The 12,170-nt window shown below is 39.4% G+C and carries 14 protein-coding genes; 10 read left to right on the top strand and 4 right to left on the bottom strand.

The genetic code is table 11. The annotated features are described in order from the left end of the window. Positions 1–1,086: a hypothetical protein gene (locus tag CKW02_RS09560; protein ID WP_003216105.1), complete on the top strand. Its 1,086-nt coding sequence runs from the start codon at positions 1–3 to the stop codon at positions 1,084–1,086. Positions 1,087–1,200: 114 nt separating this feature from the next. Here CKW02_RS09560 and CKW02_RS09555 read toward each other — a convergent pair whose 3' ends face one another. Together CKW02_RS09555 and CKW02_RS09550 are read right to left on the bottom strand one after the other, a co-directional pair. Next, a complete protein-coding gene (locus CKW02_RS09555; protein WP_003215897.1) occupies positions 1,201–1,863 on the bottom strand; it encodes a lysozyme family protein in 663 nt (220 codons plus the stop codon). A gap of 97 nt (positions 1,864–1,960) precedes the next feature. Further along, entirely contained in the window at positions 1,961–3,286 is a 1,326-nt protein-coding gene (locus CKW02_RS09550) for an APC family permease (RefSeq protein WP_003215735.1), read from the bottom strand. A 186-nt stretch (positions 3,287–3,472) separates the two neighbouring features. On the opposite strand from CKW02_RS09550, the gene czrA reads away from it, so the two are divergent. Beyond that, the gene (gene czrA, locus CKW02_RS09545) at positions 3,473–3,802 is read left to right on the top strand and encodes a Zn(II)-responsive metalloregulatory transcriptional repressor CzrA (RefSeq protein WP_003215575.1); all 330 of its coding nucleotides are present in this window, start codon (positions 3,473–3,475) and stop codon (positions 3,800–3,802) included. 34 nt (positions 3,803–3,836) lie between these two features. Here the strand turns inward: czrA and CKW02_RS09540 are convergent, their stop codons facing one another. Beyond that, complete coding sequence (locus CKW02_RS09540; RefSeq protein WP_003215574.1) at positions 3,837–4,361, bottom strand: CcdC protein domain-containing protein; 525 nt, start codon at positions 4,359–4,361, stop codon at positions 3,837–3,839. 118 nt (positions 4,362–4,479) lie between these two features. Here CKW02_RS09540 and CKW02_RS09535 point away from each other — a divergent pair, with 118 nt between their 5' ends. The 7 genes from CKW02_RS09535 (at position 4,480) to CKW02_RS09505 (ending at position 10,495) form a co-directional block, all read left to right on the top strand. Beyond that, complete coding sequence (locus CKW02_RS09535; RefSeq protein ID WP_003216089.1) at positions 4,480–5,412, top strand: helix-turn-helix transcriptional regulator; 933 nt, start codon at positions 4,480–4,482, stop codon at positions 5,410–5,412. A 54-nt stretch (positions 5,413–5,466) separates the two neighbouring features. Then, on the top strand, positions 5,467–5,940 hold the full coding sequence (locus CKW02_RS09530; RefSeq protein ID WP_003215889.1) for a GyrI-like domain-containing protein: 474 nt from the start codon (positions 5,467–5,469) through the stop codon (positions 5,938–5,940). Between the two features lie 37 nt (positions 5,941–5,977). Further along, positions 5,978–6,697, top strand: coding sequence for an MBL fold metallo-hydrolase (locus CKW02_RS09525; protein ID WP_034620476.1), 720 nt, complete (start codon positions 5,978–5,980; stop codon positions 6,695–6,697). A gap of 3 nt (positions 6,698–6,700) precedes the next feature. Further along, positions 6,701–7,273 carry a TetR/AcrR family transcriptional regulator gene (locus CKW02_RS09520; protein ID WP_003216130.1) on the top strand — a complete coding sequence of 191 codons (573 nt, stop codon included), beginning with the start codon at positions 6,701–6,703 and terminating at the stop codon, positions 7,271–7,273. 148 nt (positions 7,274–7,421) lie between these two features. Further along, complete coding sequence (locus CKW02_RS09515; RefSeq protein WP_003215842.1) at positions 7,422–8,303, top strand: hypothetical protein; 882 nt, start codon at positions 7,422–7,424, stop codon at positions 8,301–8,303. Beyond that, positions 8,266–8,871 (top strand): DUF4166 domain-containing protein, encoded by a 606-nt coding sequence (locus tag CKW02_RS09510; RefSeq protein ID WP_003215719.1) that lies wholly within the window; start codon positions 8,266–8,268, stop codon positions 8,869–8,871. The genes CKW02_RS09515 and CKW02_RS09510 overlap by 38 nt, the downstream gene beginning before the upstream one ends. Next, positions 8,864–10,495 (top strand): YndJ family protein, encoded by a 1,632-nt coding sequence (locus CKW02_RS09505; protein WP_034620478.1) that lies wholly within the window; start codon positions 8,864–8,866, stop codon positions 10,493–10,495. The genes CKW02_RS09510 and CKW02_RS09505 overlap by 8 nt, the downstream gene beginning before the upstream one ends. On the opposite strand, the gene CKW02_RS09500 is transcribed toward CKW02_RS09505, so the two are convergent. Next, positions 10,485–10,964, bottom strand: a complete 480-nt coding sequence (locus CKW02_RS09500) for a site-2 protease family protein (RefSeq protein ID WP_003216048.1) — start codon at positions 10,962–10,964, stop codon at positions 10,485–10,487. The genes CKW02_RS09505 and CKW02_RS09500 overlap by 11 nt on opposite strands. A gap of 231 nt (positions 10,965–11,195) precedes the next feature. Between CKW02_RS09500 and csaA the strand changes: the two genes are divergently transcribed. Continuing rightward, entirely contained in the window at positions 11,196–11,528 is a 333-nt protein-coding gene (gene csaA / locus CKW02_RS09495) for a chaperone CsaA (RefSeq protein ID WP_003215734.1), read from the top strand. The last annotated feature ends 642 nt before the right edge of the window (positions 11,529–12,170 follow it).

Genomic DNA, 12,170 nt, shown 5'->3' with positions numbered 1-12,170 from the left:
ATGAGGAACAAAGAAGTTTTTTATAGTGATATTCAAAAAAGAGCACAATCTATTTATGAAGGCTATCAAGATATAATGAAAAATACTTCAAGAAAAGATATGTCTCTTTCAGAAACTCAATTAAAATTCTTTATAAAAAATGATGGACGTTTAGGCGGAAAAGCTTGGTGTAAAAATAATATTGACCATATAGAAATAAATACAGGAGTAATTAGCAATTTTTTTGATTATTTTATTGGTTTTGCAGAAGAATTAAACCACAAGTTTATAAATGATTTACATTTTAAAATAAGCAAAAAACAAGGGGATGATGTATCATTCTTGCTTCTTTTACAAGATGAAAATAAGGAGGGGATAATATTAAATAATAAAACAATAGATTATAATTTAGCAAGTTTGCTTACTGTTTTTGTATCCAGATTCATTTTAACTCATGAATTAGGGCATTTACTCAACGGTCATTGTCAATATTTGAATAATAACGATTTAAGTTATATCCCTATGTATTACATTAATAGAAGAACTAATAATATATTTCCATTAGATATTAAAACTATGGAAATGGATGCTGATTTTTTTGCAGGTACAGATAGTTTTAGATATTTATTAATATTATATAATCATTTTGAAAAAAGAGTTGATCCCGCTTTATTGATAAAGCCAATTGATTTGTTTTTTTGGTGGTCTTTTGCAATTAGAAGTAATTTTTTAATTTCACAACATATATTGAATGATGAAGAGTATTCGACTGATAGGACACACTTACCAAGTGTAGCGCGATTTGTCCTAATACTAACTTCAATTGTAGAGAGTATAGATAATGGTATTTACAAAATAAATTATCGCAGTGGGGATAGTGAAGAGAAACTAGTAAAAAAGCTCCTAGATGGGGCAATGTATGCTGAAGAATATTATAATTCAAAATTCCATACAGAATATGCTATGACTGAAACTATGAAGAATGAAAAGTATGTAAATACAGTATCAGATTTGGAAACTAACTGGGATAATTTAAGAAATAAATTAATCAGTTTTTCGAGGCTCCCACTATTTGGAAGAAAAAATAGGGATTTTACATTAGAATGAACTGTATTAAGCCCACTTTGTGAAAATTTTATCACTAAAGATTTGTGTGTAGCATTTTTCTCATTGATATAATCAAACTATGTTAGTACTGATTATACCAATGAGAAATGTTTTTTACGATGATGGTGAGGATGACGAAGCCAATTTCATCTTTTCTTCAACTGTTTTCGTTTTTTCTTTTACTTTTTCAGCATAAGTGAAGTCACCGAAGCAATATGGGTAGCGGAAGTTATCTTTGTTGCCTCCGCACGTATAGACTTCTGGGTTTCGTTTCACTTGCTTTTTAGAGTATTGTTTTGCCAATTTCTCGGAATGTTTTCCCCCGTTTTTTGCAACAAAATCAATATAGCCAATTCCCATATTATAGCTTTGGATAATGGTTTCCAAATCAACGCCTTTTTTCTTCCCATGCTTGTACATAGTAGAAAAATGATGGACTCCTTGTCTAATGCTTTTCTGAGGGTCATTGATTTCATTTCGTTTCAAACCAAGAGATTCAGAGGACTGCATTGGATCTCCGCCTCTGCCTTTTGATTCTTGATACATCATACCGAGGATTAACGCGGTATATTGATCTAAATCTTGATCTCTTAACTCTGTTTCTACAAGCGGTTTGAAATCATCCAATCTCGACAAAACAATTGATTCCGTATCAATCGGCAGCTTTTTTAACTCCTTTTGATTAAAGGACATGACAATGGCTGCTAATACGAAAACAAACAGAAAAATCGTGAAGCAGCCTGAAATGGCAAAACATCCTGTTTTTTTCTTTTTCAAGGTCAGTTCACCCCTGTTTTGCCCCGCTTTTAAAAGGGAAGTACAGCCTTTTTATTATGCCATATCCTGCACAAGATACCAAGTGAAAACCTTATAATCAATCGTACCCAAATGTAAATTCGGGTCTTGTTTTCAGTCTGTAGCAGAAATAAACAAAACCGATAATTAGCCAAAGCAAACCAATGATTAATGCATTTGTACTGATGTTCGTTAACAGCCATATACAAAAGGCCGTCCCGCACAGAGGAATCACTGCGTATCTCAATGTATTGAGTACACCTCTTTGTTTTTGTCTAATGAAATAGTACGCAAAAACAGATAAGTTCACTAATGTGAATCCAATCAACGCGCCGAAGCTGATAAAGGAATAAATGACTTCAAGTTCGCCAACGACTGCGGTTAAGGAGAAAGCACCAATTAATAAAATATTAAAAACAGGCGTTTTTAATCTCGGATGTATATATCCGAAGAAACGCTTCGGTAACGACTCATCTCTACCCATTGCATATAATAGCCTTGCTGCACTTGCATGTGACGATAAGGAAGAAGAGATAACAGCGACCATTGTGCCAGCTAAAAAGAACGAGTGGAGAAAGGCGCCGCCCACAAAATCCGCAATTTCAAGTGAGGCCGCATCGGGATGCTTGAACTGCTGAAAATTTGGAAATACTTGCTGCAAAAAATAAGACGTCAAGGTAAACAGTACGCCTCCAATGGCGACGGTTAAGAAGATGGCAAGTGGGATCGTCTTTTTTGGCTTAATGGTTTCCTCAGACAGGGTCGAAATCGCATCAAATCCTAGAAACGAAAAACATAAAATGGTTGCTCCTGAAAAAATAAGCGCTGGATCTAAGCTCGCCGAATAAAAAGGCCGGGCGGACAATAATTCCCCGCTGCCTGCGTTTTGCGTGAGCCCATACATAATAAACCCAACAAAAGTGACGGCGACAATGACCTGAAAGGTCACAAATAGTGCCGTGATGTTGGCTGTAAGCCGGATACCGATTACATTGACAGTCGTTATGGCGATAGCAAGTATGGTGATCCAAATGTAATGAGGTACATCAGGAAAGGCTGCGGTTAAATAAGCACTTCCAATCGCAAAATTCACCATAGGCAAAAATAAATAATCCAGTAAAAGTGTCCAGCCTACAAGAAAGCCAACATGAGGATGAATACTTTTTTGCGCGTATGTATAAGCAGATCCTGCTTTTGGAAAAGCCTTCACCATATTCCCATAGCTAAGCGCTGTCAATAGTAATGCAAGTAACGTAAATATATAAGCTGTAGCGACGTGTCCTTTCGTCAGCTGAGCCACAATGCCGTATGAATCAAATACGACAAGTGGATCCATATAAGCAAGCCCGATCACAACAAGTGGGAAGACAGTCAGGCTGCGTTTTAGTCTTGGCTCTTCAGTCAATTTGCCTATCAGCTCCTCTAAAAAAATGAATAAATAATGCTCATTTTAAAAAGAATGCTACCAAGTGTCAATGCTATTTGAGTAAATCTTTTTTCTAAAGTGTGCTCTCTTTGCATGCCGGACGTTTTGGTATATGATGATACATAGAATAAGTCGTGATTTGACGGACAAGAAAGGTGAAGCAAAATGAAGGAAGAACTGAATACAAATCAAGAACAGGAACGGATGGAGCTGGATGAAGAAAGTCTATTTCTTGTCTCCCAAACCTTTAAAGCTTTATCTGATCCGACACGTATTCGAATTCTGCACCTGCTGTCTCAAGGTGAACACTCGGTAAATGATATAGCAGAAACACTGAATCTCATGCAATCAACCGTTTCTCATCAGCTGCGCTTTTTAAAAAACCTTCGTCTCGTGAAATCTAGACGAGCAGGGACCTCGATTTTTTACAGCCCTGAAGATCAGCATGTGATGGAAGTGCTTGAACAGATGATTTACCATGCACAGCACGATTGATAAAAAACCTTCCTACTTTCATATAGGAAGGTTTTTATGCATGATGCACATGTGTCGATCGTTTATTTGCTTTCATCATGTGAAAAGAAAAAACAACATAGTAAGCAGCTAAAAGAAAAAAGCTGAGCATGGTCATCGCATCATCGCTCACGATGTGCTGATACAGTTCAACGACACTGATTTTGGTCATCGAATGGTTTGTGAGCTCAACCAGCTTAAAACTAAGCCTGGATAAAAACAAACACAAAATGAAGCTTTCAATCCATTTACTCGTTTTCATATACAGCCGGCCATTTTCTTCTTTCATACGAATCGTCTGATAGGCATGAACAGCTAGGCTGCTTCCAAAAAGCATACCAATAGCGGCATAGATGAGGATATTATGATTTTGCCATCCTTCTGATAGGAGAATAAGGGCTGAAAGACCAAAGATATACATTCTCATCAAAAGCCTGATGGGGCGTACAAGCTGATAGCGTCTCATTCGATTCATTCGAATCATGATGCAGATCAACATAATGCTCCCAATCATGAACAATTGCCACACGTTATGTGTCATGATGCAACCTCCTCCTGCACGTGCAGGGATGTAAACGAATGCTGGCTGTTACTTATCTTTACCATTCTTTCTTTTTTTATCAAAACAAAACCTACATTTATGAAAAAGAGGAAAAGTCATGAAAATCGACCGCATTTTATCTACTGTGATGCTGCTCATTAGCAAGAAGCAAGTACAGGCGAAAGGTCTTGCTGAACTTCACGAAGTGAGCACGAGGACCATTTATCGTGACATTGATACCATCAATCAAGCGGGAATCCCTGTTGTCACAACCCAAGGAGCAGGTGGAGGCATTTCACTTGTTGAGGATTATCGTTTAGAGAAAAAATTATTTACCGATGATGACATCGAGGTCATTTTAACAGCCCTCGAAAGCATGACGAGTGCCTATTCCTTTAAAGAAAGCGAACATGTACTGAAAAAAATCAAATCGCTTATTCCCACGCATACGTGTGAAAACGAAAAGCAGCATCATGTCTTCATTGATTTAAGCTCCTGGGGAAAAGACAGCCAGGCAGAAAAGAAGCTCCAGCTCATTCATACAGCTGCGTCAGCGCACCAATACATTCAGTTTACTTACCGCAATGCGAAAGGTGAAACACTTCCACGCAAAGTGGAGCCTTATACGCTCGTTTTAAAAGGGAGGCATTGGTATTTGTATGCGTTCTGTTGTGTAAAAAAAGCTTTTCGTCTGTTCAAGCTAACTAGAATGACGGGTCTTGTCACCATTTCAGGTTATTTTCAACCGAAAAGAATCAAAAACGAAGAAAAGCCTTGGAATGATTCTTGGCAAGAACAACCGTCGGTCAGCTCTGTCACGCTCAGGTTAACGGAAGCATCAGTGGGGAAAGTGAAGGAATGGGTAGATGAGAACGAATTGAATGTTTGTTCAGACGGCACTTACCTTGCCACCATTACCGTACCTCTTGATGATTGGTTAAATAGTTTCCTATTCCATTTAGGTCCAGATGTTGACATTCTTTCCCCGAAGCATGTCAAAGAAGCGTTTGACATTCAGTTGAAACAATTTCTCAAACGAATAGAAACTTGACACAATGTTGTCAGGTTTCTTTTTATATGATAGAAAAAAAGGAGATGAGAATATATGTACGATATCGTGACATTAGAGAAACAATGGATGAAAGGGTTGTCTGTTCGAACAACAAACGAAATGGAGCAAACAAAAGAGCGGAAGATTGCTCCACTCTGGCAACAATTTTTTGCGCAGCAGCTTTACGGAGGGCAAGCGCCCGTCATAGGATTATATTCAGATTATGAAAAAGATGAGCATGGCTCTTATTTATTTACTGCTGGGCAATTCGTGGATCAGCAGGTAGAACATGTCATAGAGATTCCTGCATCGACCTACGCAAAATTCCGAACGAGAAAGGGACCTATTGAAGAGGTTGTGTTGGAGACATGGCAGCAGATTTGGGCGTGGGATGAGCACCATTACCGCACATATACAGGCGACTTTGAATGGTATGATGAAAGATCTATAGATCCAAAAGAAGCGCAAATTGATATTTATATTGCGGTTGATGAAGAAATGCTTGCTAAAACTAATATCATTAGTTAATATAAAACTAACGACATTAGTTTTAGGAGGACATATGATGAGATTGACAACTTTTGATCGCCTGCACCAGCTCACATTGATGCCGCGTCTATTTCCGGTAAATTGCTATGTATTTGAGGAAGAAAATGGACTGATATTAATTGATGCTGCTTTAAAAATGGCAGCAAGCTCGATCATTGAATTTGCGCACAAAAAAGACAAGCCAATCGACAAGATTATTCTCACTCATAGTCATATGGATCATATCGGTGCACTAGATGAAGTGAAAAAGGCTTTTCCAGAGGCAGTCGTTTATTTATCAAAACGCGATGCCCTCCTTTTTGAAGGTGATTTTTCCTTGCTTCCTGGTGAACCTCAGCAAAAAATTAAAGGCAGTTTTTCAAAAGACATTCACACAAAACCAGATGTGCTTGTCGAAGAAGGGGACGAGATTGGGTCACTTAAAGTCATCTCAACACCAGGACATACACCTGGAAGCATTTCTTTATACGATGAAAGGTCAGGGATTGTCATTGCAGGAGATGCACTTGTGACAAAAGGCGGTTTATTCGTAACGGGTGAGTTTCGCTTGTCCTTCCCGTTCCCGGCTTTTGCCACTTGGGATGCAAAAACAGCACTCAAAAGTGCCGAAAAATTGCTGGCACTTCCCTTATCTTGTCTTGCAGTAGGACATGGTGATCTTATCATGGAACCTCATGCCAAGCTTCAAGCTGCCATAACAAAAAGGCAGCATCAGTTAAAGAAAGGGGAGCAGTAAACCGTGTCTCCAAGAATGGGTATCACGCAAGAAAAAATCATCGATACAGCAGCCGCATTTGTTGATGAAGAGGGCTTTTCTGCATTGACCATTGCTACATTGTCTAAAAAGCTGAACATCAGACCACCTTCTCTTTATAATCATGTATCTGGTCTTCTTGAAATTCAGGCGGCACTCGCAGAAAAAGGGCTGTCCATGCTACGTGAAGAAGGTATACACGTAACAGAGGGATTGGATAAAGAAGAAGCTGTGTTAGCCTTTGCCAAACAGTATGTTCAATTTGTCCGCGAACATCCAGGCCTTTATGAAGCGGCCTTTTCACATATGGAGGAGAAAAAAGTAAGAAGTGAGGCAGAGCGCCTTGTTGAATTTGTCCAATCCATCATGGCCCGTTTTGGTGTCAAAGAAGAAGAGATGACACATGTGGTCAGAGGACTAAGAAGCTTATTGCACGGCTTCGGTGATATTTCAAATAAAAATGGATTTCAACGAAAAGAACAGCTTGAAGACAGTGTGAGCTATGCGGTCAAGCTTTATATCTCAGGTGTGTTGCAAAAAGAAGATCTGTCTCATTGACAGGTCTTTTTTTGGTAGTGAACCGATATGTTAAAGAGGCGACCATCTTGAACCAATTTTTTGACAAAAAAAGAATAAACATTTGACAGTTTTGTGAAACATGGTATGCTTGTTATGTGAAATAATTCACATAGAGGAGTAGAGGCAGATGAAAAGAAAGCCTGTTTATGTGGAAACAACCATTCATGCACCGATAGAGAAAGTATGGGAATATACGCAAAATCCAAAGCTTCATGAACAATGGGATTTGCGCTTTTCAACCATTTCATTAAATGAACCTCAAAATGAACAGCCCCAATCCTTTTTGTATGAAAAGCATCTAGGGTTTGGTTTAAGTGTCACAGGGACAGGAGCTTATCGAACAAGAATGATGGATGAACGGAATGAGCGGGCATCCTCACTTCATTTCAAATCGTCACACCCATTGTCTTTTATCAAAGAAGGCAGCGGCTACTGGAAGTATATGAAAACAAGCGACCACATTGTGTTTCAAACTCAATTTGATTACAAAACGAAAGAAGGAAAAGGATGGACATGGGCAGACCGGATTCTTTTTCGCCCAATGATCGGGTTTATGACAGCCTTTAGTTTTGGGGCATTAAAGACGTGGCTTGAAAAGGGAACGCATCCCCGTTTGCTGCTAGAGAGAACACTTGCTCATTACGGGATTTGTTTGCTGTTCGCCATCGTCTGGCTATGCCAAGCGGTCATTCCTTTTTCACATTCGGCTTTTGATCATAGCACGAGTTTCCGATTGTTTTATGCGCTTTTAGGCGTATCATGGCTAATTCCCAAGCTATCAAAGAAATATCTATTCATTTTTCAAAGTATGTTTCTTCTCATCATGCTTTGTATAGGGGTCCTATCCCCGCAAACGACGCTTCATGAGCCGCTTGTGATGAGTGCATTTTTCATTTTGTCGATTGCAGGTATGATCAATCTAAAAGATTGTGTAGATGTATTTTCCATCAAACGAAAAAGGGGAGGTAGACATGGTCGTTCATCGTCATCAAGTAAAGGATTACGATAAGCTGCATCCAAAGCTAAAAGAGAGATACAACCGCGCGTTTTCTGCTGATGGTACGATGGAGGAAATAGGCGGTGGGTCAAGACTCATTCGGTTGATCTTCAGAATGGGTCCACTGTTTCGTTGTTTTTTCCCCGAGAGAGGGAAAAACATTCCTTTCCAAATAGTCAACGAGCCCTTTGTGACAAATAAGGGGGAGGAAGGGATGCACTGGTATCGAACGTTTTATTTCCCAAAGAAGGAGCGGCACTTTGATGCTGATATGATCATTGATCAGAAGAGTCATACAGTACTAGACTACTTTGGAAAACCTAGACTTCTTGTGTCAGAGCTTCATTTTACAGTAACAAAGCATGGTTTCTTACACATCCAATCCGGCCGGCAGAAGTTTTTGATATTCGGCAGGGAATGGCCGCTGCCTTCATGGCTTTATGGTGTGTCAGATGTAACGGAAGGCTACGATGAACATGCAGGTGAATATACCATTGATGTCCACGTGAAAAATCGCCTGTTTGGTACTCTTTTTACATATAAAGGCCGTTTTACAGAAAGGGTGTCTCATGATGAATAAGTGGCATTTGATATCCAGTCTGATCTTCATGTCTTGTTTTATCGCCACCCGTTTCATGACAGGCCGGGTAGCAGAATTTTTTGTTCTCATGGCAATTCTATTTTTTGTTCCCTCTGCCTTACACTTTTTTGAGAAAGAAGGGAAGAAACACAAGCCAGAGAGGCTGATCGGCTTTTTAATGAAAGCCTTTCCACTAGCGGCTCTTTGTGCAACCACTGCTTTTATCTATCATTCCGCTTGGTTTGCATCGGGATGGCTTTTATATACAATCTTATTGGCGTTATTTGGCTTTTCTCGTTTGCTGAAAAGAGGAATATTTCCACTTCATGAGCTGATGATTGATGGCGCATGGTTGTATCTCGCTTTAGGCGGTCTGTGGTTTTGGCTGTACACAGCAGATATACAGGTGATGACATTTTCGCCGATCATTGTTCTTTTGACCGCTATTCATTTTCATTACTCGGCTTTTTTTATCCCGCTTTTTTATGGATTTTTAGGAAGGCAGCGAACAAAAGAGACAGCTTTATACAAAGCGGCAGGCTGGGTGATTTTGCTGTCGCCTGTGATGATTGCTGTTGGGATTAGCTTTTCCCGTCTATTTGATACGTTCAGCGTCATTCTTTATGTGATGACCCTCTACATATATGGCATCCTTTGTATGAAAACAAGATTTCGGTCAACTTTGGCAAAAGGTCTTGTTGTGTTTTCTAGCTTAGTTTTAATGGGGACGATCGTGTTATCACTTCTTTATTCCGCTGGTATGCTGATGCGTGTGACCTACATCAGCATGGATCAGATGATTTGGTTTCATGGCAGTATCAATGCTTTTTTTGTGATTTTGCCGGGTTTGATTGGCTGGCTGATTGAAGGGCCGAAGGATCAATTAAAGCAGAAGAACTTCCCGATTTCGAAAGTGTATGGCCGGTTTCAACTGATCTCTTTTCAAGAGGAAAGCGTGCATAACCATGAGAAGCTGGGTTTAGTCGATTCGCTTGATGAATTAAATGGAACGACATTTTCAGCTGATAGGGTCTCACCTGTGATTCGCAGATTTTATGAAGACCCTATGGCTTTTACATTAAAAGCAGCCGTCAACTTTCATTGGTGGGTAAGGCCGTTTGTTTTTTTACTTCAGCCAGTGTTTAAGAAAATAGGTCAGCTATATTTGGGGTTATCTCGTCATCCATATGAGATGAAGGGACGTCTGACTAGATTTCAACATCCGAAGGAAGAAAGGGAAAATGTTCGGGCTTGGATACGTCACAATGTAAAAGGAGAGCAAGTCTTTTTTGCTCTTTATGCTCTTAATTACGATGCAGCTGCGGGTTATATGAATATTGCGCTGCCACTTCCGTATTCTCAGCTGACAGCTATTTTAAAGCCTTTTAATGAGAAAGAAGATTTTCTATTAAAAAGCGCATGTCCAAAAGGCAGTACCGGTGACGAAGGGTTGTATTTGCATACGCCTTTTATCACCATGAAACTGCCAATGGAAGAAAGCTTTCATATGAAGCCGGAGACAGATCAAAGTCTCACAGCGGTACATCAAATGAAGCTGTTCGGTATTCCTTTTTTAACGATTCATTATCATATTGACAGTGAAAGTCATCATGTTAGTCAATGATGTCGCATGGTTCACCGTGCCGAATGATGTTCACAATCGCTTGCCCATCACTCGGATGATGATCTGCATACTGGACTGGCAGTAGTGCAAAAAATACATAGTAGACTGAGAAGTAAGCAAATTGATAGAAAAATTGGTGCTCTGGCAGGAAATCATTGGCGATCATTGTGTTCAGTATGAGAACACTGAGCAGGTTGCATAATGAACCGCCTAAGTAGACAAGAATGTGCGACAATCGGTTGTTTTTCCTCATTTCTTCATAGTGGCAAAATGCATCTAGAAAATAGATTCGTCTAATTTCAACGACGCCTACTTTCAACACTTTTTTCCCTCTGCCAAGCGCAAAGGAAACCTTTGCTCCAAACATCCACGCGACCACAATATGGCCAAGCTGATGCAGGATGGCAACGATAGGAAGAATGACAAAAAACGACCAGCAAAACGTCCACATATCCGATAATGTAAACAAGTGTGAACCCTCCCCAATATATTCGGGAGGAAGCAGTAGGATTATTTGCCATTTTACTGAATTCATTTTCAGGATGCAAACATTTAATACACGACAATAAATTTATTATGTAAACTATAAAGGTGATTTTAACGCTGTATAGGCTTTTTGAACCTCCTCTATGACAAAATGAATGTGCTACAATGAATAATCAATAGATTACGTTACCTTTTATGAAGAGGAGAGAGTCAGATGGCAGATATTGAACAGTTTTTGGCGTTAGATATTCGCGTTGGGACGATCATAGAAGCAGAATTTTTTGCAGAGGCAAGAGTGCCTGCGTTGAAGCTCAAGATTGATTTTGGTGAAGAAATTGGTGTGAAGCAATCTAGTGCTCAGCTGACAAAGCGTTATACAGCGGAAAATCTTACCGGCAAACAAATCGTAGCGGTCGTTAATTTCCCGCCAAGAAGAATTGCAGGGTTCAAATCAGAAGTGCTTGTCTTAGGAGGCATGCCGTCAAAAGAAGACGTGGTGTTGTTAGCGACAGATGAACCGGTTGAGAATGGAACAAAAATAGGGTAAGAAAAAAGACATCTTCCTAAGAAGATGTCTCAGCGTGTAGACAAACCCTCGCATTCGGTGTCAGTCCTGCGTGCTGGTGCTCACGAATGTCAAATTCGCTCCGCGCCAGTACTCGTCCTTCCTAGATTGCAAAGGTTTTCTATCACGCTGAAAAAGTAGACAAAGGGCTAAAATCAAGATCATTTTAGCCCTTTGTCAACAATCTGAAATAGGGTAAGAAAAAAGACATCTTCCGAAGAAGATGTCTTTTGCGTATTGAGGCGGAATAACCACACGCCACATTCGTGTGTGTCTCAAAGAGACATGTTACCCGACTTACACAATTCAGCTCATCGCTTGATTAATATAGCATGGGATGAGCTTGAATGCAACCTTTAAATGAATTCTTTCAGATTTTCTTATCATTTCACAAGATGAATGACAAGAAATCGATTATTTGGATTATTTTTTCAAAATATATTGAAAAGTCAGATCAGATTTTATAAAATGAATTCATCTTAGTTTGTTTGGTCAATAAACTAAGATGAATTTCAAGTATTGATCCCTATATTGAAGGAGATGATTCTGTCATTCGACTGTTTTGCTGCGCATTTGGGCTAAGCTGAAAGGAAGAGATGTTCAGCTACATTTTTATAACAAATT

It is taken from the genome of Bacillus pumilus (genome assembly GCF_900186955.1).
Taxonomy (GTDB): domain Bacteria; phylum Bacillota; class Bacilli; order Bacillales; family Bacillaceae; genus Bacillus; species Bacillus pumilus.
This window is presented reverse-complemented; position numbering and strand designations above follow the sequence as displayed.

Bases quoted from the DNA above. Each gene is read 5' to 3' on its own strand.
- CKW02_RS09525 (WP_034620476.1), top strand. From the start codon at position 5,978: ATGAGATTGACAACTTTTGATCGCCTGCACCAGCTCACATTGATGCCG.
- czrA (WP_003215575.1), top strand. From the start codon at position 3,473: ATGAAGGAAGAACTGAATACAAATCAAGAACAGGAACGGATGGAGCTG.
- CKW02_RS09530 (WP_003215889.1), top strand. From the start codon at position 5,467: ATGTACGATATCGTGACATTAGAGAAACAATGGATGAAAGGGTTGTCT.
- CKW02_RS09540 (WP_003215574.1), bottom strand. From the start codon at position 4,361: ATGACACATAACGTGTGGCAATTGTTCATGATTGGGAGCATTATGTTG.
- CKW02_RS09515 (WP_003215842.1), top strand. From the start codon at position 7,422: ATGAAAAGAAAGCCTGTTTATGTGGAAACAACCATTCATGCACCGATA.
- CKW02_RS09510 (WP_003215719.1), top strand. From the start codon at position 8,266: ATGGTCGTTCATCGTCATCAAGTAAAGGATTACGATAAGCTGCATCCA.
- CKW02_RS09560 (WP_003216105.1), top strand. From the start codon at position 1: ATGAGGAACAAAGAAGTTTTTTATAGTGATATTCAAAAAAGAGCACAA.
- csaA (WP_003215734.1), top strand. From the start codon at position 11,196: ATGGCAGATATTGAACAGTTTTTGGCGTTAGATATTCGCGTTGGGACG.
- CKW02_RS09535 (WP_003216089.1), top strand. From the start codon at position 4,480: ATGAAAATCGACCGCATTTTATCTACTGTGATGCTGCTCATTAGCAAG.
- CKW02_RS09505 (WP_034620478.1), top strand. From the start codon at position 8,864: ATGAATAAGTGGCATTTGATATCCAGTCTGATCTTCATGTCTTGTTTT.